Here is a 22,276-nt window from a genome sequence, read left to right on the forward strand (position 1 = left end):
TTCACAGGGAGGCATAAAAAAGGAAAGGTGGTGCCCGGACTCGGAATCGAACCAAGGACACGGGGATTTTCAATCCCCTGCTCTACCGACTGAGCTATCCGGGCAACGGGGCGCATTAAACCGTACTGGAGTTCAGTCGTCAACGGCTTTCCACGAAAAAAGTGATAAAAGTGCGTTGATTGCCTGCTTTTCAGGCAAAATGCGTAAAAACACTCCCCCTCAGGTCAATGCGCCACCCTGACGACATTGTGCAAAACGCAGAATATCTTCCGCCAACCGCTGAGCAGTATCGACATCGGCCTGGCTGCGGTTGACCAGCATTCGGCTGAGACATCCTTCCAGCACCAGTTCCATCTGCCTTGCGACCATAGCCGGATCGTCAATGTCCAGCGTGGTCAGTAGCTCATGGGTAAAATCATGCGCCGCACGTTTTTGTTGGTTTGCCAGTTGATGAACAGGATGGGTGGCATCGGGATAAAAGGTGCAGGCAGCAATAAACAGGCAGCCAGGATAACGGTTATTGCTGACACATTCCGCGAGTGCGCTGTAGCGCGCCAGCAGCTTTTGTTCGGCAGAAAGGGTTTCATCCAACAGAAGCTGGCGTCGCCAGATATCAACCTGCTGACTGAGATAACGTAATGCGTCATATAAAATAGCTTCTTTATCCGGCCAGAAACGCTGTAATGTGTCGAGTGGGCGATTTACGCGCTCCGCCACCATTTCCAGCGTAGTCTCGGCTATCCCTTGCGTCTCCAGTAATTTCAGGGCTTCGCCCAGAATATCTTCACGTTGCACGGTATTCTCCTCCGTCTTTGCTTTTGCAAGTGTCGCTCACGGTTGGCGATCGTGCAAATGCGCGCTAAAAGTGGCGGCATCCATAAAGCCGGTGACTCGCGCTTGCGGCTGTTCCTGACCTTGTGCATCAAAGAACAGAATGGTGGGTAACCCCAGAACCTGCAAACGCTTTAACAGCGCGACGTCCTGCGCATTGTTAGCGGTGACATTGGCCTGTAAGAGCACGGTATCGCCGAGAGCTTGTTTAACCCGCGGATCGCTGAAGGTATACTTTTCAAACTCTTTACAGGCCACGCACCAGTCGGCGTAGAAATCCAGCATAACGGGTTTACCTTTGGCCTGCGCCAGAGCCTGATCGAGTTCGTCGACCGTGGCGATCTGCGTAAAGTTGAGGTGTGCCAGGGGTTGTGCGGACGGCGATCCTAACGCCCAATCTTGTAAAGGCCGCACGCTAATGAGCGCTGACGCCAGCAGGATAATTTGTACGGTGCGCATCCATGCCCGCCGGGCCTGCAGACTGGTGATAAACGCCCATCCAAAGAAAGCGACGCCCAGCAGCGACCACAGGCGTAAGCCCCAAACCTCGCCAATAATCCGCTCCAGTAAAAACACGGGCAGGGCAAGGATCACGAAACCAAAAGCAGTTTTGACATGCGCCATCCACGGGCCGCTTTTCGGCAGCAGTCGGTTGCCAAACACGGTGACCAGCATTAGCGGCAGCCCCATACCTAATGCATACAAATACAGCGTGCCGCCGCCCAACCACATATTCCCGCTCTGAGCGATATAAAGCAGAATCGCGCTTAACGGCGCTGTGGTACAGGGCGAGCAAATTAATCCGGCAATCGCCCCCATAACAAACACGCCGCCGGGTGAGCCGCCCTGCTGGCGATTACTCATTAATGTCAACCGGGTTTGCAGTGAGGAGGGGAGCTGTAGCGTGAACAGGCCAAACATCGACAACGCAAGCAGAGTAAATACAACGGCAAGGCCGATTAATACATACGGATGCTGTAACGCCGCCTGAAACTGTAATCCCGCCGCGGCGACAACCAGTCCCAATGCGGTATAAGTCAGTGCCATACCTTGCACATAGATAAAGGTCAACAGCAATGCGCGGCCCGTCGACAAACGTTGCCTGCCGCCCAGGACAATGCCGGAAATTAGTGGATACATTGGCAATACGCAGGGCGTGAAAGCGATGCCGATACCGATCAATAGCGCCCATAATGCGGAGAAAGGCAACTGAGCGGCGGGTTTTGATGGGGCATTCACTGGCGTAGCAGTTGGCGCAGGCGTGGCGTCTATGACCGCGGCGACTTCACTTAGCGGTACCGTTTTCGTTTCCGGCGGATAACAGAATCCCGCATCGGCGCACCCCTGGTACGTTACCGTTAGTGTCGCGCCAGCCGCCGCCTGGTTAACCGTAACCGGTACATTTAGGCGCTTACGGTAGATTTCGCTTTTGCCGTAGAACTCATCTTCATGCCAGGTACCCGCCGGAAGCTGCACCGGAGCAATCTGCGCCTGTGCGGGCGTAATACTGATTTGTTTACGGTAAAGGTAATAACCGTCTTTCACCTGCCAGGAGAGGGCCAGGTCGTGTTGGTTTTGCTGAAAATCAAAAACGAACGCCCGGTCGGCAGGGACGAACTGCGAACGCCCCGGCGCGTCAAATAACCCGGCGAAGGCGGATGTGCTGCACAGCAGCAGGATCAGCGTAAAGATGCGTTGAGCCATGAGAGGTAATCAGTATCTCCGTGAGTAACAGGTAAAACCAGAAGTTCGGGGGTTTGATACGGGTGATGAGACTTCAGGCAGTCGATGAGCGCTTGCTGATGTGAAACGGTCGTTTTTAAGATCATTTGAACTTCATATTCCTGCTCCAGCTTGCCTTCCCAGTAATATAGCGATGTCGCGCCGGGCAGGAGAGTGGCGCAGGCGGCCAGTTTTTCCGCCAGTACTTTAGCGGCCAGATCCTGGGCGGTGGCTTCATCCGGGGCGGTACAGAGCACCACAACGGCCTCGGGGATGGAAATATCCTGACTCTTAACATCAAGCATAAACACCTCGAAAGAACAAAAAGACCCGCAAGTGAAGGGTCACTATACAACGGACGAGGGCAGGATGTTAGTCAAAGGGCGGGAGAATGCGGGGCGTAATACGCCCCGCGGGTGAAACGCTTACAGCATAACGCTGCCCAGCAGGAAGCCGAAGCAGACGGCCAGAACAACACCCAGGGTGCCCGGGATAAAGAACGGATGGTTAAAGACGAATTTACCGATACGGGTTGTACCGGTGTCATCCATCTGTACCGCAGCAACCAGCGTCGGGTAGGTCGGCAGGATGAACAGACCAGATACCGCCGCGAAAGAAGCCACGGCTGTCAGCGGAGAAACGTTCAGCGCCAGCGCCATCGGCATCAATGCTTTAGCCGTTGCTGCCTGAGAATAGAGCAGAGCGGAGGCAAAGAAGAAGATGACCGCCAGCAGCCACGGATGACCCTGAATGACGCTACCCGCAGTATCTTTGATCCAGTCAATATTCGCAGATACGAAGGTATCGCCCAGCCACGCCACACCCAGAATACAGATACAGGCGCTCATCCCTGCTTTAAAGGTACTGGAGTTGAGAATGGCGTCAGTTTCCACTTTACACAGGATAGTGGTCAGCGTTGCGACGCTCAACATGATGATCAGAATGGCATTAGTGGTGTTCATCAGCGGTTTCTCAACCAGGCCGAGACTCGGACTGTTGATAATTGCATAAATGACCACACCAACCACGCCCAGCAGGAACAGCCAGACGGAGCTTTTCGCCATCGGTTTGATTTCAATCTGCTTTTCACCGCGCAGTTCAATCAATCCTTCTTCCAGACGCTTGCGGTAAATCGGGTCGTCAGAAAGTTTGGAGTTGAACAGCATAGTGACCAGGAAGGACATCACCAGCACCGCCAGCAGCGTAGAAGGAATAACCACGGACAGTAAGTGAATGTAGCTAATGCCATGGCCTTCCATGACGGAAGACATATACACCACGGCCGCAGAAATCGGCGAGGCGGTAATGGCAATCTGTGCGGATACCACGGCGGTCGAGAGCGGGCGGCAAGGTTTGATTCCCTGCTCTTTCGCGACTTCAGCAATAACCGGCAACGTGGCCAGCGAGATGTTCCCGGTACCAGCGAAAATGGTCAGAAAATAGGTGACAATCGGCGCGAGGATGGTGATGTATTTCGGGTTTTTACGCAGCAGTTTTTCCGTCTGGTTTACCAGGTAATCCAGACCGCCCGCGACCTGCATCGCAGAGATCGCGGCGATAACCGCCATGATAATAGAAATGACATCGAATGGAATTGTCCCTGGCTTAACGCCAATGGCGGCAAGTACCAGAACACCCAGCCCACCTGCAAAACCAATACCGATGCCCCCAAGTCTGGCGCCCAAAAAGATTGCCAGCAAAACAATGATAAGTTCGACAACTATCATATTAGCCTTCCTTGTTGTTTAACAAGTTGATATTAAATTGTTGTTATTTGGTAACTTCTTGTAAGAAAAAAGGCACGTCATCATGACGTGCCCCATTGGTACTACCCTGTACGATTACTGTTCGCTTTCATCAGTATAACGTTTAGCTTTATAAGCCGGGTGCATCAAGTTCTGTACGGAGAAAATATCGTCCAGCTCTGCTTCCGTCAACAGGCCGCGCTCCAGGACAACTTCACGTACGCTCTTACCGGTTTCGGCACAGATTTTACCGACGATATCGCCGTTGTGGTGGCCGATGAACGGGTTGAGGTAAGTGACGATACCGATGGAGTTATAAACGTATCCTTCGCACACTTCTTTGTTTGCGGTAATGCCGTTAACGCATTTTTCCAGCAGGTTGTAGCACGCGTTGCTCAGAATGTGGATAGATTCGAACATTGCCTGGCCGATAACCGGTTCCATAACGTTCAGCTGCAGCTGACCTGCTTCCGCCGCCATCGTCACGGTGGTGTCGTTACCGATGACTTTAAAGCACACCTGGTTGACGACTTCCGGTACGACCGGATTCACTTTTGCTGGCATGATAGAAGAGCCTGCCTGCAATTCCGGCAGGTTGATCTCATTCAGACCGGCACGAGGGCCAGAAGAGAGCAAACGCAGGTCGTTACAGATTTTGGACATTTTAACAGCCAGGCGTTTCAGGGCGCCGTGAACCATAACATAGGCGCCGCAGTCAGAGGTCGCTTCGATCAGGTCTTCAGCCGGTACACAGGCGAAACCAGTCACTTCAGCCAGTTTCTTCACTGCCAGCGGAGAGTACTCTTTCGGCGTGTTCAGACCTGTACCAATCGCTGTTGCGCCAAGGTTAACTTCCAGCAGCAGTTCGGCTGTGCGTTCGATGCTTTTCACTTCTTCTTTCAGAAGAATGCTGAAAGCGCGGAATTCCTGGCCGAGTGTCATTGGTACGGCGTCCTGTAACTGGGTACGACCCATTTTCAGGATATCCTGGAATTCAACGGCTTTGCGCTCGAAGCCTTCACGCAGCTGGTTGATAGCGTCGATCAGTTTGATGATAGAGGCGTAAACCGCGATGCGGAAACCGGTCGGGTAAGCATCGTTGGTGGACTGACATTTGTTCACGTGGTCGTTCGGGTTCAGGTACTGATATTCACCTTTCTGATGACCCATCAGTTCCAGCCCGATATTGGCCAGCACTTCGTTGGTATTCATGTTGACGGAAGTGCCCGCGCCGCCCTGGTAAACGTCTACCGGGAACTGATCCATGCACTTGCCGTTATTAAGAACTTCATCACATGCGGCAATGATGGCATTCGCCACACTCTTAGGAATGGTTTGCAGCTCTTTGTTGGCCAGAGCCGCTGCTTTTTTAACCATTACCATGCCACGTACAAATTCAGGAATGTCACTGATTTTGTTATTGCTAATGTAGAAGTTTTCAATCGCTCTCAGAGTGTGAACACCATAGTAGGCTTCAGCTGGAACTTCCCTGGTACCCAACAGATCTTCTTCGATACGAATGTTGTTTGACATGTGAACCTTCTTTTCAAGCTGCCAATGATTTTTACTTTAAAACACACAGGATATATGTGATTTCGAATGTTTTCTGACCGACGATTATCCCCTCCATCGGCCTGATAAACGAGATCATATGCTGGTTCAGAATTCCTACCGTAATCTGGATCACTTAAAGTGTGGGTATTTACCCCTTATTTATTATTTTGTGAAATAGGTCACCGCTTTAGGATTACTACCTAAAATAAGTGTACAAACTACTTGAATTTTTGCCAGACACCACCATATCAGATCGATGCGAATCGCAACCCCATTCAAAATAGTCGTCTCAGACGGCTGTTACTTACAGGAGAGTCCTTTGCGCTGGATACCCTTTTTAGCTGTCTTTCTCTATGTTTATGTTGAGATTTCTATCTTTATCCAGGTCGCCCATGTGCTGGGTGTCCTGATGACGTTAATCCTGGTGATTTTTACGTCCGTTATCGGCATGTCTCTGGTACGTAACCAAGGTTTTAAAAACTTTTTATTGATGCAACAAAAAATGGCGGCGGGTGAGAGCCCGGCGGCAGAAATGATCAAGAGCGTATCGCTGATCATCGCGGGCCTGCTGCTCGTATTGCCTGGATTTTTTACCGATTTCCTCGGTCTTCTGCTTTTATTGCCGCCAGTGCAAAAGCATTTGACGCTGAAGTTGTTGCCGCATTTACGTTTTTCCCGGATGCCGGGCGGCGGGTTTAGTGCTGGTACGGGGAGTGGTGAAACATTTGACGGCGAGTATCAGCGTAAAGACGATGAACGCGACCGTATTGAACATAAAGACGATCGCCGCGATTGATTTTTGTAGGCCGGATAAGCGCCATCCGGCCTACGTTTACTTTTCCGCCATTTTCCGTTTTGGTAACAACAACCATAGCGCTGCCAGCATAAGAATGACGTATAAGCTTTTCCAGCCCACCATCGCCAATAATAGCAAACACAATAGGCTGCCCGTCGCCGCCAGTACACGGTAGCGTCCCTTCAGCAGACGACAGCCAGCCAACATACAAAATAAGTAGATCATAATAAAAGTACCGTTGGCATAGACGATCAGCGCATTGAGATTAATTTTCAGCGCGTAGACGCCTAATGAACTCATGCAGCAACAGGCTAAAATGGCATTTAAAGCATGGTTTGGCAGGCTGTGGGAAGAAAGTTTCGCCAGATAATGATCTGACCTGTACTGCATCTGTGTCCATATCAGGCGCGCAAAACTCTGAGCATAAACATTCAGGCTGGCAAAACAGGTGAGATAACCAATGATGCAAGCTACCCATAACGCCTGAACACCGAAAAGCTGAACAATGATGAGCGGCAGTGATGCTGCCGCCGCGATCTTTTTATTGTAGGCGCCAAAATGCAGTACGAGGGCGGTACTGGCCCAGTAAATGGCGCCAGCCAGCATCAGGCCTATTATCAAGGCGCGCGGAAAATCACGTTCAGGGTTTTTAAATTCAGACGATAAATGGGTAAAAGCCTCAATTCCTACAAATCCCCAGAACATGATTGCCAGGGCGGCGCACAGCCGGGAAAATTTGATGTCGCTCGCTGTCGGAAAGGCGATATCCGCAGGCTTAATCGAGCCTTTCCACAATATGGCGGCAATAAGCGCAATGATTAATCCGGCAATAATCGCTTGTAGATTGGCGCTCGAACTGGCGCCGCGAGACCCTATAAGCCATAGCAACCCTATTGTACCCAGCTCCCCGAACAAGAGCTGTTCGTTCCGCCAGCCAAATAGAGCCTGGCCGAATCCTACTGCAATATGCAATGCTGCGGGAAAACTGACAGGAATGACCGATAAAAAGAGCCAACTGATTACCCGTTGCAGGCGGGAACCAAATGCCATGCCCACAAAATGCGCTACACCGCCAGCATGTGGAAAATGCCGTCCCAGCACAGCAAAGACGATAGCGATAGGGAAAAGCAAAATAATGAGCAACGGCCAGGCCAAAAGGCTGATATTGCCAGCCACCAGTGCGACCAGTTCCGGGAGCGCGAATACGCCAGTTCCTAATAAGGATGTTGCTAACAGAATAATGCCCTGGACCAGCCCAAGCTCTTTCTTTAATTCATTCATAATCTATTTATCCGGCGACAGTGCAACCACAGGCGACGACAGACATTTTTAAGCGTATCACACCGCGATTTTCTTTTAGCTGGATGTTCTAAACCTGGGCTAAACGTGAGGTAAGTAGCGTTTTTACAGGTTTTTTCGCTAAGAAGAATTTTTTTTCATGTTCCCCCTTGAAGGGACAAAAGCCCATCCCCATCTCTCTGGTCACCAGCCGGGAAACCGTTTACGGGCCGGCGTCACCCATAACTGATAAAGACTTTCTCAAAGGAGAGCTATCAATGAGTATTCGTCCGTTACATGATCGTGTGATCGTCAAACGTAAAGAAGTTGAGTCCAAATCTGCTGGCGGCATCGTACTGACCGGTTCTGCAGCGGGTAAATCAACTCGTGGCGAAATCATCGCTGTCGGTAAGGGTCGCATCCTGGACAACGGTACTGTACAGCCGCTGGACGTGAAAGTCGGCGACATCGTCATTTTTAACGATGGCTACGGCGTGAAGTCTGAGAAGATCGACAATGAAGAAGTGTTGATCATGTCTGAAAGCGACATTCTGGCAATTGTTGAAGCGTAATCCGCGAACGACACTGAACATACGAATTTAAGGGAAAGAGAAAATGGCAGCTAAAGACGTAAAATTCGGTAACGACGCTCGTGTGAAAATGCTGCGCGGCGTAAACGTACTGGCAGACGCAGTGAAAGTGACCCTCGGCCCGAAAGGCCGCAATGTGGTTCTGGATAAATCTTTCGGTGCGCCGAACATCACTAAAGATGGCGTTTCCGTAGCGCGTGAAATCGAGCTGGAAGATAAGTTTGAAAATATGGGCGCGCAGATGGTGAAAGAAGTTGCCTCTAAAGCGAACGACGCTGCAGGCGACGGTACCACTACCGCGACCGTACTGGCTCAGTCCATCATCACCGAAGGCCTGAAAGCCGTTGCTGCGGGCATGAACCCGATGGATCTGAAACGTGGTATCGATAAAGCGGTTGCTGCGGCTGTTGAAGAGCTGAAAGCGCTGTCCGTACCGTGCTCCGACTCTAAAGCGATTGCTCAGGTGGGTACTATCTCCGCCAACTCCGACGAAACCGTAGGTAAACTGATCGCCGAAGCGATGGATAAAGTCGGTAAAGAAGGCGTGATCACTGTTGAAGACGGTACCGGTCTGCAGGACGAACTGGACGTGGTTGAAGGTATGCAGTTTGACCGCGGCTACCTGTCTCCTTACTTCATCAACAAGCCGGAAACTGGCGCCGTAGAACTGGAAAGCCCGTTCATCCTGCTGGCTGATAAGAAAATCTCCAACATCCGCGAAATGCTGCCAGTTCTGGAAGCTGTCGCGAAAGCAGGTAAACCGCTGCTGATCATCGCTGAAGACGTTGAAGGCGAAGCGCTGGCGACCCTGGTAGTGAACACCATGCGCGGCATCGTGAAAGTGGCTGCGGTGAAAGCGCCTGGCTTCGGCGATCGTCGTAAAGCCATGCTGCAGGATATCGCTACCCTGACTGCGGGTACCGTTATCTCTGAAGAGATCGGTATGGAGCTGGAAAAAGCTACCCTGGAAGATCTGGGTCAGGCAAAACGCGTTGTGATCAACAAAGACACCACCACCATCATTGATGGCGTGGGTGAAGAAGCGGCAATCCAGGGCCGTGTAGCTCAGATTCGTCAGCAGATCGAAGAAGCGACCTCCGACTACGACCGTGAAAAACTGCAGGAGCGCGTAGCGAAACTGGCAGGCGGTGTTGCAGTTATTAAAGTTGGTGCGGCTACCGAAGTTGAGATGAAAGAGAAGAAAGCACGCGTTGAAGATGCCCTGCACGCGACCCGTGCTGCGGTAGAAGAAGGCGTGGTTGCTGGCGGTGGTGTTGCGCTGATTCGCGTGGCGTCCAAACTGAGCGAGCTGCGTGGTCAGAACGAAGATCAGAACGTGGGTATCAAAGTTGCGCTGCGCGCAATGGAAGCTCCGCTGCGTCAGATCGTACTGAACTGCGGCGAAGAGCCGTCTGTTGTCGCTAACACCGTTAAAGGCGGCGACGGTAACTACGGCTACAACGCAGCAACTGAAGAATACGGCAACATGATCGATATGGGTATCCTGGACCCAACCAAAGTTACCCGTTCTGCGCTGCAGTACGCGGCTTCTGTGGCTGGTCTGATGATCACTACTGAGTGCATGGTGACCGACCTGCCGAAAAGCGATGCGCCTGACTTAGGTGCTGCTGGCGGTATGGGCGGTATGGGTGGTATGGGCGGCATGATGTAATTTAATCTTCATACTTCACGCCACAGGTGCGTTGGCAGCGTGAATTCACCCCCGTTACTGACTTATATAAGTGGGCGGGAATGAAGGCGCCTGTTACTTGCCTGCAATGTGAATTATTCGATTAAACACACATAGCGGACATATCGCTAAAAATGAGAAACCCCTGGGCAGAAATGTTCGGGGGTTTTTCTTTTAATCACCTTTTTAGTATAAGATTCTCACACGGACGACATGACGGGCGTCCAGCTCATTGATCATGGGGAATAACATGCACGTAAAATATTTAGCAGGGATCGTTGGTGCCGCGCTGCTGATGGCGGGTTGTAGCTCCAGTAACGAACTCACTGCTGCCGGCCAAAATGTACGTTTTGTTGAAGATAAGCCTGGTGCAGAATGCCAGCTGATTGGTACGGCAACCGGTAAGCAGAGTAACTGGTTTTCTGGTCAGCATGGCGAAGAAGGGGGCTCAATGCGTGGCGCAGCAAATGATCTGCGTAATCAGGCAGCCGCGATGGGAGGAAACGTTCTGTATGGCGTAAGTAGTCCGTCTCAGGGAATGTTGTCCAGCTTTGTCCCAACGGCCAGCGAGATGAACGGCCAGGTTTATAAATGCCCGAATTGATATGTCTGAATCGTAACGCCCTCTGAACGATTCAGAGGGCGATATGGTTAACGTTTTTCCTGCGACGACGCCATGCGCAAGTTATGCAGTGCGCGCATACATTGATCTTGCGTCAGGCGCGCGGTTTTACCGGTTCCAAGCGTTCTGACAAAAACTTTACACGGCTTTCCTTCCAGCTTTTTAAGACGCGGGCTGAAATTCAGCAAACGTCGGGATATCGCTTCCGCTTCTTTAGAGCCTGACTGGCTGCGGGTTTTAATAATGGTGCCGCAATCATGCGATTGTCCTGATTCGTCTGTGTAACGATAGACGAGCGCCAGATAATGATGATACAGATTATGCTTCCAGTCAGGCTGGTTATAGGTATCGAATTCCAGATTGCCGTTTTCCAGGCAGTCAGCATCGTATAATGGTAAGAAGTCCAGCATTGAAGAAATACGCAAGGTGAGCTCACGCATGTCGGCATTATTAATGGCATGAATAATAGCTATCACCAGAACTTCAACCTGCCATTCACTAATCTGTAATTCCAGTTGGCTTCCATTATGCAGATTTAACGTAAAGGTTAATACTTTTTCTGTATTATCACTTAGCGCTAAAGATTCAACGCGCTGATTAATATCGGCGTTTTCCAGCTCTTCACGGAGTATTACAGGAATATTCTCGTGCATTTTATGTACGTGGCTGCTTTTGACTTTCTGGCGTTTTTCCTGCTCTTGTTCCGGGAGCGCGTGTTGTAAGTAGAGCCGATGCTCAAGGCCAATCAGCAGGTCTCGCAGGGCGAGAACAGGAAAGAAAAGCAGCGTTTCTTTATTTCTCAGTGACTTCACCTTAAGCGCCAGCGCGATAAACTTATCATTGTGACGAATAACGCCGGTATTTAGTCCTTTAATCGTTAAGGCCATGTCGACTCTCCATAAATATAAAATAATTAAATGTTTAACTGCAATGCATTTAATATATGAATTGTTTGTGATGCTACTATAAAAAGGAGAACCAGTATAATTCGAAAATGCAATACACGCTAAGCGAGTCCTGAAACGGACTTTAATGAAAAGAGAGTATCGGAAAGGTGTATTTAACGAAGGATATTTTATCGTCGCCAGATGGTGAGGAGAATCGCGGGGTGAATCTCCTCGTGATATTGCGCGGTAATATTTTTCGTCGTCCCTGACGCGCCCGCGAGAATTAGCGCTGCCGTAGCTGTAAATCCAGCGGGGTTTTGCTCGGTTCGCCGCCAATTTCACGCGCCAGTTTTGGCACCATATAACCTGATACCAGCGTGAGCAGTTCGCGCATGATATGCCGGGCTTCATCATCGGTGACCATAAAATGCGCGGCGCCCTGCACTTTATCCAGCACATGCAGATAATAGGGCATCACTCCGGCATCAAACAGCGCATTGCTCAGATTCGCCAGCGTTTGCGCGTTATCATTCACGCCGCGCAGCAGGACGCTCTGGTTAAGAAGCGTTACACCTGCGCGGCGCAGTTTTGCCATCGCCTGGCGGAACGCCTCGTCCACTTCATTGGCATGGTTGATATGATTAACCAGCAAAATTTGCAGACGCGACTGGTCAAAACGAGCGACCAACTCGTCGGTAATGCGCGCCGGGATAACAATCGGCAATCGACTGTGGATACGCAACCGCTTGACGTGCGTAATGGCTTCCAGTTGCGTAAGTAACCAGTCCAGTTCATGATCTTTCGCCATCAGCGGATCGCCGCCGGAAAAGATGATCTCATCCAGCTCCTGGTGTGCGGCGATATACTCCAGCGCGACTTTCCAGTTGCGCTTATTGCCTTGATTCTCCGCATACGGAAAGTGACGGCGGAAACAGTAGCGGCAATTGACCGCGCATCCGCCTTTTACCAGCAATAGCGCCCGGTTTTGGTATTTATGCAATAATCCGGGCACCACGCTATGCTGCTCTTCCAGCGGGTCGGTGGAAAAACCGGGGGCGACAATAAATTCCTCCCGGGACGTCAGTACCTGACGTAAAAGAGGATCGTCTGGGTTGCCTTTCTCCATACGTGCGATAAATGCGCGTGGCACGCGGAGAGCGAACAAGTGCCTGGCGTCCTGCCCTGCCCGGAGTTTTTCATTAGCTTCAATCTGTAAAAGATGCAGCAGTTCATCGGGATTGGTCACAACATCGGCAAGTTGCGCTAACCAATCTTCTCGCAATGGGGTATTTAGGGTTACAATATGCGCCATTTTGTGGCTTAGCTACCAGTTAACAATTTCAGAGGGCCTTATGGCGACTTACTATAGCAACGATTTTCGTTCCGGTCTTAAAATCATGTTGGATGGCGAACCTTATGCGGTTGAATCCAGTGAATTCGTTAAGCCGGGTAAAGGTCAGGCATTTGCGCGCGTTAAGCTGCGTCGTCTGCTGACCGGTACGCGTGTAGAGAAAACCTTCAAATCAACCGATTCCGCGGAAGGCGCGGATGTCGTCGATATGAACCTGACTTACCTGTATAACGACGGTGAGTTCTGGCATTTCATGAACAACGAAACCTTCGAACAGCTGTCTGCAGATGCCAAAGCTATCGGCGACAACGCAAAATGGCTGCTGGACCAGGCGGAATGTATCGTGACCCTGTGGAACGGTCAGCCTATCTCTGTGACTCCGCCAAACTTTGTTGAACTGGAAATTGTTGATACCGATCCAGGCCTGAAGGGTGATACCGCAGGTACTGGTGGTAAACCAGCCACGCTGTCTACCGGCGCTGTGGTTAAAGTTCCTCTGTTCGTTCAGATTGGCGAAGTCATCAAAGTAGACACCCGTTCTGGCGAATACGTCTCCCGCGTAAAATAATCTACGTTATTGGGTAGTATGGTGCAGCGTATGCTGCGCCATCGTATTTTTGAACACCCATAATGAAACGCCTTATCCGCGTTGTCGTGCTTATACTCCTTACCGGCACGTTATTAACGGGATGTAACACCTCCCGCGGTTTCGGTGAAGATATCCAGTATCCCGGCCATTCCATCTCCCGCGCCGCCAGGTAGTCGCTTCTCGTCTTCCTAAAATTAATCGGTCTTCCGCCATTTTCTGGGATGTTGTCTATTATTAAGTTGCTATACACAAACAACATTGGCTAGAAAAGGAAGACATTATGGTTAAAAAGACAATTGCAGCGATCTTTTCTGTTCTGGTACTTTCCACTGTATTAACGGCTTGCAATACCACGCGTGGCGTGGGTGAGGACATCTCGGACGGTGGTAGTGCGATCTCTGGCGCTGCAACCCGGGCTCAGCAGTAACCATCAACGGTACGACATACGTCGTACCGTTAACCTATTCTCCCGGCAAGTGTAAGAAAAGGAGAGTACCGAGTATCCATATGCAGTTTCATACGGATATTACGTTTATAGGTGTAAACCGTTTTTCCGTGAATACCTAGCGCATACGCAATCTCTTTATTACTGGTGCCTTCGGTCCACAGGGCGAGAACTTTTTCCTCTTGTGGAGAAAGCAATGGCGTGGCGCTTTCAGGCGCTTCCTGTAGTGGGCGAGTACATAACGTGCCTTTAAGGCTGAGTGCAAGCTCATGGAGAGGCGTGTGCTTGGAGAGTACCGCATGGCTGGTATTTTGTGGCCTGTACGGCATATCCCCTGACTGTAATAATACCAACGGCGTCATTTCACAGGCGGCAAAAAAAGCGTTGATAGGCTGCGCGGGCAAGGCATCATTGAGAAAACCATATAAATCAGCGATAACCAGATGTGGCTTCCATTGCATAATATGTTCTTTTGCCAGTATAAGATTATTCATCCCGGACACTAGCAGTGAAGAACTGAGCACATCAGTGTGATTAAGCCAGGCCTCCATTCCCGTACGGGTAAAATGGCAGCGGTCTATCACTAAAATTTTTAACATGGTTTTTTGCACCCGGAAGTAGATAACGCGCTTTCTGATCCCAGAAAGCGTTCCATCATAGAGAACTCTTGTTGATGCTAAATGCGAAAATTGCGTGGCTTAAAAGGGCCAATTCCCGTCTTTAGGTAGAAAGAAATAAAAAGGTTGAAATTCATTTTCAGTAAGGCAAAAATAGTTTTTCATCCGTATACGTTGCAGGACGACCTGTAAACGCCATTCTCACCGGGGACGGCCCCATTTATTATCTGGAGCCCACTATGTCCTGGATCATTTTACTTATCGCTGGTTTACTTGAAGTGGTATGGGCTGTTGGCCTGAAATATACCCACGGTTTTTCTCGTCTGACGCCCAGTGTCATCACCGTGACGGCCATGATTGTCAGTATTGCTTTACTTTCCTGGGCGATGAAAACGTTGCCAGTGGGTACGGCATATGCTATCTGGACCGGCATTGGTGCTGTTGGGGCGGCTATCACCGGTATCATTCTGCTTGGCGAGTCTGCCTCCCCGGCCCGCTTGCTCAGTCTTGGACTGATCGTCGCAGGCATTATTGGGCTGAAACTCAGCACACAGTAGTTCATGCCCGAACAGCTGCTAAGAACCCGGTTGTTTTACCCAGATTAATTTATTGACGTCAAACCCTTCCCGGGTCGCGACAGCCAGCATTTGCTGCTTTATTTCATTAGAGATCGTCGGTGTGCGAGAAAGTATCCACAGATAGTCGCGATCCGGGCCGCATACCAGCGCATGGCGGTACTCCCTGTCAAGCGCAATCACGTTGTAACCGCCGTAGAATGGGCCGAAAAAAGAGACCTTGAGCGCGGCGCGGTTTGGGCTACCGGTAAAATACGCCTTGCCTTCCGTTTTTTGCCACATGCCCCGATCCGGGTTATAGCCTTTATTGATGACATTAAGCCCGCCATCGTTACGCAGACTATAAGTTGCAGTGACTTGCTCCAGCCCCCGTTCAAATCGATGATCAAGACGGGCGATTTCATACCAGGTACCGAGATAACGCTTGGCATCAAAATTATTTACTACGGTAACGCCCCGGGGAGGCGTGGGTGAACTACAGGCGACAACCAAAAATGCCGCGGTAACCGCAGCAACGACGGGCAGCAAACGCATAGGGGTTTTCCTTCCGGTGTTTTTTTTAAGTGTAGAACCTGGCGGGAAAATGAGGGGCGGGAAAAGTAAAAACGCCCTCTTACCGGGTGGATAAGAGGGCAGAATGTGACTTAGAGAGTGATAACGCCAATCGCCGTCACAACGGTCAGAATTGCCGCCAGACCGTAGAAGACCCATTTGCCGGCAGGCACATGAATTTTCAGGTCATGCATCGCGTGGTGCATACGGTGTAAGCCACACCACAGCGGCAGTACAATCATCAGGAACAGGAACACGCGGCCAATAAAGCTTTGGGCGAACGCCAGTACGCGCTCAAAACTCAGAGCGTCGCCCGGAAACAGGCCCAGGGGCAGCATGATGCCAACCAGCAACACGATCACTGGCGCGATGATCGCACCCCACATACCACCTGCACCGAACAGCCCCCAGAATACAGGCTCATCAGAACGTTTTGGGTTTGGATTAATCATCCCGGACTCCTTACCAGAACAGGGCAACATACAGAATGACTACGGTAACTACCGCAGTAACCACCCAAAGCCCTTTAATAATCGGCTCTGGCCCCATTTTTTCGTCTTTCACAATGATGTTGGCCGCTTTCGGGGCCAGCTCAAACCAGGTTTTAGTATGCAGCAACGCTGCCGCCAGGGTGATCAGGTTTAAGATCACCACCACCGGGTTTTGCAAAAAGTCGACAAATCCCATCCAGGATTCAGCGCCGTGCTTGAGCGCAAATAGACCGAAAATCAGTTCAATACTGAACCAGACAGCCGGTACCGCTGTACCTTCGCGCAGCATATAAAAGCGATAAAACGGCAGTTTCTTCCACCAGGTGGACGTCATCGGCCGCACATAGGGTTTGCGTTTAGTCGTCATCTTGCACTCCTTAGCGTGGTTTCAGGGTCGCGATAAGAAAGTCTTTCGAACTTTCTACTTTACCCTGCTGAATGGCCGCAGCCGGATCGACGTGTTTTGGACAGACTTCGGAGCAGTAGCCCACGAAAGTACAGCTCCAGACGCCGTTCGGACTGTTCAACTGCGCCATACGCTCCTTCTGGCCGTGGTCGCGGCTGTCAATGTTATAACGGTGCGCCAGCGTAATCGCCGCCGGGCCGATGAACTCAGGGTTCAGGCCGAACTGCGGGCACGCGGCGTAGCACAGACCACAGTTGATGCAACCGGAGAACTGATGATACTTCGCCATTTGCGCCGGGGTCTGCGTGTTAGGACCCTGATCCGGCGTACGGGAATTGCCAATGATGTACGGCTTGATCGCTTCCAGACTTTCGATAAAGTGCGTCATATCGACCACCAGATCGCGCTCAATCGGGAAGTTAGCCAACGCTTCAACCTTCATGCCGTTGGTGTAATCGCGCAGGAAGGTTTTGCACGCCAGTTTCGGCACGTTATTGACCATCATGCCGCAGGAACCGCAGATCGCCATACGACAGGACCAGCGATAGCTCAGATCCGGCGACAGGTTATCTTTGATATAGCCCAACGCATCCAGTAGCGACGTGGTTTCATCATAAGGAACTTCGTAGAAAGCACTGTGTGGCGCGGTGTCGGTTTCTGGGTTGTAGCGCACCACCTCAACTTTCAGTTTTTTCATCTCAGCCATTACGCCTTCTCCTTCTTATCGGCTGCTTCCGCTTCGCCACCGTAAACACGTTTAGCCGGTGGCAGAGTGGTGATTTTCACATCGCTATAGTCCAGACGTGTGGTGCCATCAGCATCACGGAAGGCAAGGGTATGTTTGAGGAAGTTCACATCATCACGTTCGGTGCAGCCTTCATCAAGACGCTGGTGCGCGCCACGGGATTCTTTACGCGCCAGCGCAGAGTGCGCCATACATTCAGCGACATTCAGGCCATGACCCAGCTCGATGGTGTACAGCAGGTCGGTGTTGAAGACGCTGGAATTGTCAGTGATGCGAACGCGTTTGAAACGTTCCTGCAATTCAGCCAGTTTATCCACGGTTTTCTGCATCAGTTCCGGCGTACGATAGATACCGCAACCTTCTTCCATGGACAGACCCATTTCATCGCGAATGTTGGCCCAGTTTTCGTTGCCTTCCTGGTTAACCAGATCTTTCAGGCGTTTTTCAACACCGGCAGCCTGTGCTTCCAGCGCAGCGTCATTGGCGCTACCCGCCGTTGATGCCCGTTCCATCGCTTGCTCACCGGCCAGACGACCAAATACCACCAGTTCAGCCAGTGAGTTGGAGCCCAGACGGTTAGCGCCGTGCAGACCGACAGACGAGCATTCGCCCACCGCGAACAGACCCTTAATACGAGTTTCGCAGTTTTGATCGGTTTCAATACCGCCCATGGTGTAGTGTGCGGTCGGACGGACCGGAATCGGTTCTTTAACCGGATCGACACCGACGTAGGCTTTCGCCAGTTCACAGATGAACGGCAGGCGCTCGTGCAGTTTTTTCTCGCCGAGGTGACGCAGATCGAGGTGAACCACATCGCCACGCGGGGTAGAGATGGTGTTGCCTTTACGCCATTCGTGCCAGAAGGCCTGAGAAACTTTGTCGCGCGGACCCAGTTCCATATATTTGTTTTTCGGTTCGCCCAGCGGAGTTTCAGGGCCCATACCGTAATCTTGCAGATAGCGGTAGCCATTTTTGTTGACCAGGATACCACCTTCACCACGGCAGCCTTCAGTCATCAGGATACCGGAACCCGGCAGGCCGGTTGGGTGATACTGAACGAATTCCATATCACGCAGCGGAACGCCGTGGCTCAGCGCCATGCCCATCCCGTCGCCGGTCACGATGCCGCCGTTGGTATTATAACGATACACACGACCCGCGCCGCCCGTTGCCATGACGACCGCGTTGGCGCGAATTTGCACCAGTGTGCCTTCCATCATGTTCATCGCCACCAGACCGCGAGCATGGCCGTCATCGACCAGGATATCCAGGACGAAATGTTCATCAAAGCGTTGAATCTGAGGGAACTGCAGAGAGGTCTGGAACAGGGTATGCAGCATATGGAAGCCGGTTTTATCCGCGGCAAACCAGGTACGCTCAATTTTCATACCACCGAAGCGACGTACGTTGACGCTACCGTCCGGGCGACGGCTCCATGGGCAACCCCATTGTTCCAGTTGCGTCATTTCGGTCGGACAATGGTGGACAAAGTAATCCACGACATCTTGCTCACATAGCCAGTCTCCGCCTGCTACCGTGTCGTGAAAATGGTAGTCAAAGCTGTCGTGATCCTGGGCGACAGCGGCTGAGCCCCCTTCGGCAGCAACGGTGTGGCTGCGCATCGGGTACACTTTTGAGATCAGTGCGATTTTAGCATTGGGATTTGCTTGCGCAGCAGCAATTGCAGCACGTAATCCCGCGCCACCGGCGCCTATAATGGCAAGATCGGCTTGAAAGGTTTGCACGACATTCCTCCAGATTATTGTAATTTCACCCTCGCGCAGCCAGATAAAGCCTCTGGGTTCTGCGGAGTATGAATGCGTTTCCACTGCTCCTTTATGGGTACAACAGTATAGTCTCAGGGATGTCAGGGAAATTTGACGTGTTCGATTTTTTTAGCGTATCAAGGGGGGGAATTATCATTGATTTTGATTAATTTAATTACTAAACCATCTGAAATCACTTTTTTTACTTGCCAGATGCTGCCCGATACGTCCGCGCAAAATTTGTTTCGCTCGCGCGTTGCGAGTAGACTTCGTGACCTTGTCTTAAACTGGAGAAAGAATCATGAGCGAAACGGCAACCTGGCAGCCGAGCGCGTCCATCCCCAATCTATTAAAACGCGCGGCGATTATGGCGGAGATCCGTCGTTTCTTTGCCGATCGTGGAGTGCTTGAGGTTGAGACGCCCTGCATGAGTCAGGCGACGGTCACAGACATTCATCTGTTCCCGTTCGAAACGCGTTTCGTCGGTCCTGGCCATTCCCAGGGGATAAACCTCTATTTAATGACCAGCCCGGAATACCATATGAAACGCCTGTTGGCGGCTGGGTGTGGCCCGGTTTTCCAGCTATGTCGCAGCTTCCGCAACGAAGAGATGGGACGACATCATAATCCGGAATTTACCATGCTGGAGTGGTATCGCCCGCACTATGATATGTATCGCCTGATGAATGAAGTGGATGATTTGCTTCAGCAAGTACTGGATTGCCAGCCAGCGGAAAGCCTTTCCTATCAACAGGCATTTCAGCGTCATCTGGAAATTGACCCATTATCAGCAGACAAAACGCAATTGCGTGAAGCGGCGGCAAAGCTTGATTTAAGCAATATCGCCGATACGGAAGAAGACCGGGATACGTTGTTGCAACTGCTGTTTACGATGGGGGTAGAGCCGCACATCGGTAAAGAAAAGCCGGCCTTTATTTATCACTTTCCGGCCAGTCAGGCATCGCTGGCGCAAATTAGTACCGAGGATCATCGCGTCGCCGAGCGCTTTGAGGTGTACTACAAAGGTATTGAGCTGGCGAATGGTTTCCACGAACTGACAGATGCTCGTGAACAACAGCAGCGTTTTGAGCAGGATAACCGTAAGCGCGCCGCGCGAGGATTGCCGCAGCAGCCAATCGATAATAATCTCCTGGACGCCCTGAAAGCAGGAATGCCGGATTGTTCTGGCGTGGCGCTGGGTGTGGACCGTCTGGTGATGCTGGCGCTGGGAGCGGAAAGTCTGGCGGACGTTATTGCTTTTACGGTGGATCGGGCGTAAATCTGAAATTTCCTCTTCTGCGAGATAAAATGGCGCAATAAGCGCCATTTTGTAGCATATTTTTTCAATTATTCGCTGTCGGCCACAATATGAGGCTGGATCTTTGATGCCATTCAGGTATCAATCCTGTGTTGATTTTTTATCGCTGACCTTTGTAAAAAAGAAGGCGGCGTCAATCGGTGAGCGGCGTCTGGCAAACGCGCTCGAGCGTAAGGGATGGTTGAATGACCCACACGATAAAAAAGATGAGCCTTATTGGGCTTATCCTGATGATTTTTACTTCTGTTTTCGGCTTTGCGAATAGTCCTTCGGCCTTTTATTTAATGGGGTATAGCGCAATCCCATGGTATATATTTTCTGCATTATTATTTTTTATTCCATTCGCTTTAATGATGGCTGAAATGGGTTCTGCTTATCGAAAAGAAGAGGGCGGGATCTATTCATGGATGAATAATAGCGTGGGGCCGCGTTACGCTTTTATTGGCACCTTTATGTGGTTCTCCTCGTATGTTATCTGGATGGTCAGTACAGCGGCAAAGATTTGGGTACCATTCTCCACCTTTCTGTTTGGCGCCGATATGACGCAGCATTGGCATTTCGCCGGGTTTGAGCCAACACAGGTTGTTGGCCTGCTTGCCGTCGGCTGGATGATTCTGGTGACATGTGTCGCCGCCAGAGGGATCAATAAAATTGCGCGAATTACGGCGGTCGGAGGTATTGCCGTAATGTGTCTTAATTTAGTTTTACTGTTAGTGAGTGTCGCTATTTTGTTATTAAATGGTGGACATTTTGCGCAGGAAATTAATTTTACCTCGTCACCGAATCCGGGGTATCACTCCGGCCTGGCGATGCTTTCCTTTATCGTCTTTGCCATTTTCGCGTACGGCGGGATTGAAGCCGTTGGCGGGCTGGTGGATAAAACCGAGAAACCGGAAAAGAATTTTGCGAAGGGTATTGTCTTTGCGGCCATTGTAATTTCAATTGGTTATTCCTTGGCCATCTTTTTATGGGGCGTGAGCACTAACTGGCAGCAGGTATTAAGTAATAGCTCGGTTAACTTAGGGAATATCACCTATATTCTGATGTCGAGTTTAGGCACGACATTAGGTAACGCGTTAAACCTTTCTCCGGAAGCTGCGATGACGGTAGGCGTCTGGTTCGCGCGCATTACCGGCCTTTCTATGTTTCTGGCTTATACCGGCGCGTTTTTCACGTTGAGCTATTCACCGTTGAAAGCCATCATTCAGGGCACGCCAAAAGCGTTGTGGCCCGCGCCGATGACGAGACTGAACACCAACGGTATGCCGGCGACGGCTATGTGGCTGCAGTGTGTATTGGTGAGCCTGTTCATTTTGCTGGTCTCTTTTGGAGGCGATACTGCGTCAGCGTTTTATAACAAACTTACATTGATGGCGAACGTCTCTATGACACTGCCATACCTGTTCCTTGCGCTGGCATTCCCCTTCTTTAAAGCGCGTCAGGATCTGGAGAGGCCATTTGTTCTTTTTAAAACCAAAACCTCTACCCTGATCGCGACGGGGGTTGTGGTGCTGGTGGTGACGTTTGCCAACGTCTTTACCATCATCCAGCCAGTGATTGAGGCCGGGGACTGGAATAGCGCGTTGTGGATGACCGGCGGCCCGATCTTCTTCTCTCTGCTGGCGATGGCGATTTATCAGAATTACAGCCGCCGGATGGAAAAACAGCCCGAATGGGCAGTAGAATAAGCGGTACGTTCCGTATGC

24 protein-coding genes and 1 tRNA gene are annotated in these 22,276 nt (G+C 51.0%); 10 read left to right on the forward strand and 15 right to left on the reverse strand.

Features of this window, described 5'->3' with window-relative positions; all coding sequences use genetic code 11:
* Positions 1–28: 28 nt before the first annotated feature.
* The 6 genes from SBG_RS19765 to aspA form a co-directional block, all read right to left on the reverse strand.
* Positions 29–104 (reverse strand) — tRNA-Phe (locus SBG_RS19765).
* Between the two features lie 115 nt (positions 105–219).
* The gene (locus tag SBG_RS19770; RefSeq protein ID WP_001188515.1) at positions 220–795 is read right to left on the reverse strand and encodes a transcriptional regulator; all 576 of its coding nucleotides are present in this window, start codon (positions 793–795) and stop codon (positions 220–222) included.
* Positions 796–831: 36 nt separating this feature from the next.
* The gene (locus SBG_RS19775; protein ID WP_000068877.1) at positions 832–2,535 is read right to left on the reverse strand and encodes a protein-disulfide reductase DsbD; all 1,704 of its coding nucleotides are present in this window, start codon (positions 2,533–2,535) and stop codon (positions 832–834) included.
* Entirely contained in the window at positions 2,511–2,858 is a 348-nt protein-coding gene (cutA, locus tag SBG_RS19780) for a divalent cation tolerance protein CutA (RefSeq protein ID WP_000887832.1), read from the reverse strand. The genes SBG_RS19775 and cutA overlap by 25 nt, the downstream gene beginning before the upstream one ends.
* A 120-nt stretch (positions 2,859–2,978) precedes the next feature.
* Positions 2,979–4,280 carry an anaerobic C4-dicarboxylate transporter DcuA gene (gene dcuA / locus SBG_RS19785; RefSeq protein ID WP_000637597.1) on the reverse strand — a complete coding sequence of 434 codons (1,302 nt, stop codon included), beginning with the start codon at positions 4,278–4,280 and terminating at the stop codon, positions 2,979–2,981.
* A 114-nt stretch (positions 4,281–4,394) separates the two neighbouring features.
* Positions 4,395–5,831, reverse strand: a complete 1,437-nt coding sequence (gene aspA / locus SBG_RS19790; RefSeq protein WP_000069438.1) for an aspartate ammonia-lyase — start codon at positions 5,829–5,831, stop codon at positions 4,395–4,397.
* A gap of 340 nt (positions 5,832–6,171) precedes the next feature.
* Here aspA and SBG_RS19800 point away from each other — a divergent pair, with 340 nt between their 5' ends.
* Positions 6,172–6,648, forward strand: coding sequence for an FxsA family protein (locus tag SBG_RS19800; RefSeq protein ID WP_001267294.1), 477 nt, complete (start codon positions 6,172–6,174; stop codon positions 6,646–6,648).
* 36 nt (positions 6,649–6,684) lie between these two features.
* Here the strand turns inward: SBG_RS19800 and yjeH are convergent, their stop codons facing one another.
* Entirely contained in the window at positions 6,685–7,929 is a 1,245-nt protein-coding gene (gene yjeH, locus SBG_RS19805; protein ID WP_001004177.1) for an L-methionine/branched-chain amino acid transporter, read from the reverse strand.
* A gap of 275 nt (positions 7,930–8,204) precedes the next feature.
* On the opposite strand from yjeH, the gene SBG_RS19810 reads away from it, so the two are divergent.
* From SBG_RS19810 to SBG_RS19820, 3 genes are all read left to right on the forward strand, one after another.
* Positions 8,205–8,498 (forward strand): co-chaperone GroES, encoded by a 294-nt coding sequence (locus SBG_RS19810; RefSeq protein WP_000027827.1) that lies wholly within the window; start codon positions 8,205–8,207, stop codon positions 8,496–8,498.
* Between the two features lie 43 nt (positions 8,499–8,541).
* A complete protein-coding gene (gene groL, locus SBG_RS19815; RefSeq protein ID WP_000719108.1) occupies positions 8,542–10,188 on the forward strand; it encodes a chaperonin GroEL in 1,647 nt (548 codons plus the stop codon).
* A gap of 268 nt (positions 10,189–10,456) precedes the next feature.
* A complete protein-coding gene (locus SBG_RS19820) occupies positions 10,457–10,810 on the forward strand; it encodes a DUF4156 domain-containing protein (protein WP_000558210.1) in 354 nt (117 codons plus the stop codon).
* A 47-nt stretch (positions 10,811–10,857) separates the two neighbouring features.
* On the opposite strand, the gene SBG_RS19825 is transcribed toward SBG_RS19820, so the two are convergent.
* Complete coding sequence (locus SBG_RS19825) at positions 10,858–11,715, reverse strand: YjeJ family protein (protein ID WP_001229221.1); 858 nt, start codon at positions 11,713–11,715, stop codon at positions 10,858–10,860.
* 283 nt (positions 11,716–11,998) lie between these two features.
* Positions 11,999–13,027 (reverse strand): EF-P beta-lysylation protein EpmB, encoded by a 1,029-nt coding sequence (epmB, locus tag SBG_RS19830; RefSeq protein ID WP_000940493.1) that lies wholly within the window; start codon positions 13,025–13,027, stop codon positions 11,999–12,001.
* A gap of 40 nt (positions 13,028–13,067) precedes the next feature.
* On the opposite strand from epmB, the gene efp reads away from it, so the two are divergent.
* From efp to ecnB, 3 genes are all read left to right on the forward strand, one after another.
* Positions 13,068–13,634, forward strand: a complete 567-nt coding sequence (efp, locus tag SBG_RS19835; protein WP_000257282.1) for an elongation factor P — start codon at positions 13,068–13,070, stop codon at positions 13,632–13,634.
* A gap of 59 nt (positions 13,635–13,693) precedes the next feature.
* On the forward strand, positions 13,694–13,828 hold the full coding sequence (locus tag SBG_RS22340) for an entericidin A (RefSeq protein ID WP_024135172.1): 135 nt from the start codon (positions 13,694–13,696) through the stop codon (positions 13,826–13,828).
* A 107-nt stretch (positions 13,829–13,935) separates the two neighbouring features.
* On the forward strand, positions 13,936–14,082 hold the full coding sequence (gene ecnB / locus SBG_RS19840; protein WP_000239598.1) for a lipoprotein toxin entericidin B: 147 nt from the start codon (positions 13,936–13,938) through the stop codon (positions 14,080–14,082).
* Between the two features lie 29 nt (positions 14,083–14,111).
* On the opposite strand, the gene SBG_RS19845 is transcribed toward ecnB, so the two are convergent.
* Positions 14,112–14,699, reverse strand: coding sequence for a LuxR C-terminal-related transcriptional regulator (locus SBG_RS19845; RefSeq protein ID WP_000912962.1), 588 nt, complete (start codon positions 14,697–14,699; stop codon positions 14,112–14,114).
* 257 nt (positions 14,700–14,956) lie between these two features.
* Here SBG_RS19845 and sugE point away from each other — a divergent pair, with 257 nt between their 5' ends.
* The gene (sugE, locus tag SBG_RS19850) at positions 14,957–15,274 is read left to right on the forward strand and encodes a quaternary ammonium compound efflux SMR transporter SugE (protein WP_000118471.1); all 318 of its coding nucleotides are present in this window, start codon (positions 14,957–14,959) and stop codon (positions 15,272–15,274) included.
* Between the two features lie 18 nt (positions 15,275–15,292).
* Here the strand turns inward: sugE and SBG_RS19855 are convergent, their stop codons facing one another.
* The 5 genes from SBG_RS19855 to frdA all read right to left on the reverse strand — a co-directional run bounded on the left by SBG_RS19855 (position 15,293) and on the right by frdA (position 19,231).
* Positions 15,293–15,826, reverse strand: a complete 534-nt coding sequence (locus tag SBG_RS19855) for a lipocalin family protein (RefSeq protein ID WP_001238400.1) — start codon at positions 15,824–15,826, stop codon at positions 15,293–15,295.
* Positions 15,827–15,936: 110 nt separating this feature from the next.
* The gene (gene frdD / locus SBG_RS19860; RefSeq protein ID WP_000609648.1) at positions 15,937–16,296 is read right to left on the reverse strand and encodes a fumarate reductase subunit FrdD; all 360 of its coding nucleotides are present in this window, start codon (positions 16,294–16,296) and stop codon (positions 15,937–15,939) included.
* Between the two features lie 10 nt (positions 16,297–16,306).
* Positions 16,307–16,702, reverse strand: a complete 396-nt coding sequence (frdC, locus tag SBG_RS19865; RefSeq protein WP_000208748.1) for a fumarate reductase subunit FrdC — start codon at positions 16,700–16,702, stop codon at positions 16,307–16,309.
* Between the two features lie 10 nt (positions 16,703–16,712).
* Positions 16,713–17,447, reverse strand: coding sequence for a fumarate reductase iron-sulfur protein (gene frdB, locus SBG_RS19870; protein ID WP_000829475.1), 735 nt, complete (start codon positions 17,445–17,447; stop codon positions 16,713–16,715).
* Entirely contained in the window at positions 17,447–19,231 is a 1,785-nt protein-coding gene (gene frdA / locus SBG_RS19875; protein ID WP_001192947.1) for a fumarate reductase (quinol) flavoprotein subunit, read from the reverse strand. The genes frdB and frdA overlap by 1 nt, the downstream gene beginning before the upstream one ends.
* Positions 19,232–19,553: 322 nt before the next feature.
* On the opposite strand from frdA, the gene epmA reads away from it, so the two are divergent.
* On the forward strand, positions 19,554–20,531 hold the full coding sequence (gene epmA / locus SBG_RS19880; RefSeq protein ID WP_000004792.1) for an elongation factor P--(R)-beta-lysine ligase: 978 nt from the start codon (positions 19,554–19,556) through the stop codon (positions 20,529–20,531).
* Positions 20,532–20,755: 224 nt separating this feature from the next.
* Complete coding sequence (yjeM, locus tag SBG_RS19885; protein ID WP_000149865.1) at positions 20,756–22,258, forward strand: glutamate/gamma-aminobutyrate family transporter YjeM; 1,503 nt, start codon at positions 20,756–20,758, stop codon at positions 22,256–22,258.
* The last annotated feature ends 18 nt before the right edge of the window (positions 22,259–22,276 follow it).

Origin of the sequence: Salmonella bongori NCTC 12419, assembly GCF_000252995.1 — a bacterium.
GTDB lineage: Bacteria > Pseudomonadota > Gammaproteobacteria > Enterobacterales > Enterobacteriaceae > Salmonella > Salmonella bongori.

Coding starts and splice junctions, on each gene's coding strand:
- SBG_RS19775 (WP_000068877.1), bottom strand. CDS start 2,535: ATGGCTCAACGCATCTTTACGCTGATCCTGCTGCTGTGCAGCACATCC.
- cutA (WP_000887832.1), bottom strand. CDS start 2,858: ATGCTTGATGTTAAGAGTCAGGATATTTCCATCCCCGAGGCCGTTGTG.
- dcuA (WP_000637597.1), bottom strand. CDS start 4,280: ATGATAGTTGTCGAACTTATCATTGTTTTGCTGGCAATCTTTTTGGGC.
- aspA (WP_000069438.1), bottom strand. CDS start 5,831: ATGTCAAACAACATTCGTATCGAAGAAGATCTGTTGGGTACCAGGGAA.
- yjeH (WP_001004177.1), bottom strand. CDS start 7,929: ATGAATGAATTAAAGAAAGAGCTTGGGCTGGTCCAGGGCATTATTCTG.
- SBG_RS19810 (WP_000027827.1), top strand. CDS start 8,205: ATGAGTATTCGTCCGTTACATGATCGTGTGATCGTCAAACGTAAAGAA.
- groL (WP_000719108.1), top strand. CDS start 8,542: ATGGCAGCTAAAGACGTAAAATTCGGTAACGACGCTCGTGTGAAAATG.
- SBG_RS19820 (WP_000558210.1), top strand. CDS start 10,457: ATGCACGTAAAATATTTAGCAGGGATCGTTGGTGCCGCGCTGCTGATG.
- SBG_RS19825 (WP_001229221.1), bottom strand. CDS start 11,715: ATGGCCTTAACGATTAAAGGACTAAATACCGGCGTTATTCGTCACAAT.
- epmB (WP_000940493.1), bottom strand. CDS start 13,027: ATGGCGCATATTGTAACCCTAAATACCCCATTGCGAGAAGATTGGTTA.
- efp (WP_000257282.1), top strand. CDS start 13,068: ATGGCGACTTACTATAGCAACGATTTTCGTTCCGGTCTTAAAATCATG.
- ecnB (WP_000239598.1), top strand. CDS start 13,936: ATGGTTAAAAAGACAATTGCAGCGATCTTTTCTGTTCTGGTACTTTCC.
- SBG_RS19845 (WP_000912962.1), bottom strand. CDS start 14,699: ATGTTAAAAATTTTAGTGATAGACCGCTGCCATTTTACCCGTACGGGA.
- sugE (WP_000118471.1), top strand. CDS start 14,957: ATGTCCTGGATCATTTTACTTATCGCTGGTTTACTTGAAGTGGTATGG.
- SBG_RS19855 (WP_001238400.1), bottom strand. CDS start 15,826: ATGCGTTTGCTGCCCGTCGTTGCTGCGGTTACCGCGGCATTTTTGGTT.
- frdD (WP_000609648.1), bottom strand. CDS start 16,296: ATGATTAATCCAAACCCAAAACGTTCTGATGAGCCTGTATTCTGGGGG.
- frdC (WP_000208748.1), bottom strand. CDS start 16,702: ATGACGACTAAACGCAAACCCTATGTGCGGCCGATGACGTCCACCTGG.
- frdB (WP_000829475.1), bottom strand. CDS start 17,447: ATGGCTGAGATGAAAAAACTGAAAGTTGAGGTGGTGCGCTACAACCCA.
- epmA (WP_000004792.1), top strand. CDS start 19,554: ATGAGCGAAACGGCAACCTGGCAGCCGAGCGCGTCCATCCCCAATCTA.
- yjeM (WP_000149865.1), top strand. CDS start 20,756: ATGACCCACACGATAAAAAAGATGAGCCTTATTGGGCTTATCCTGATG.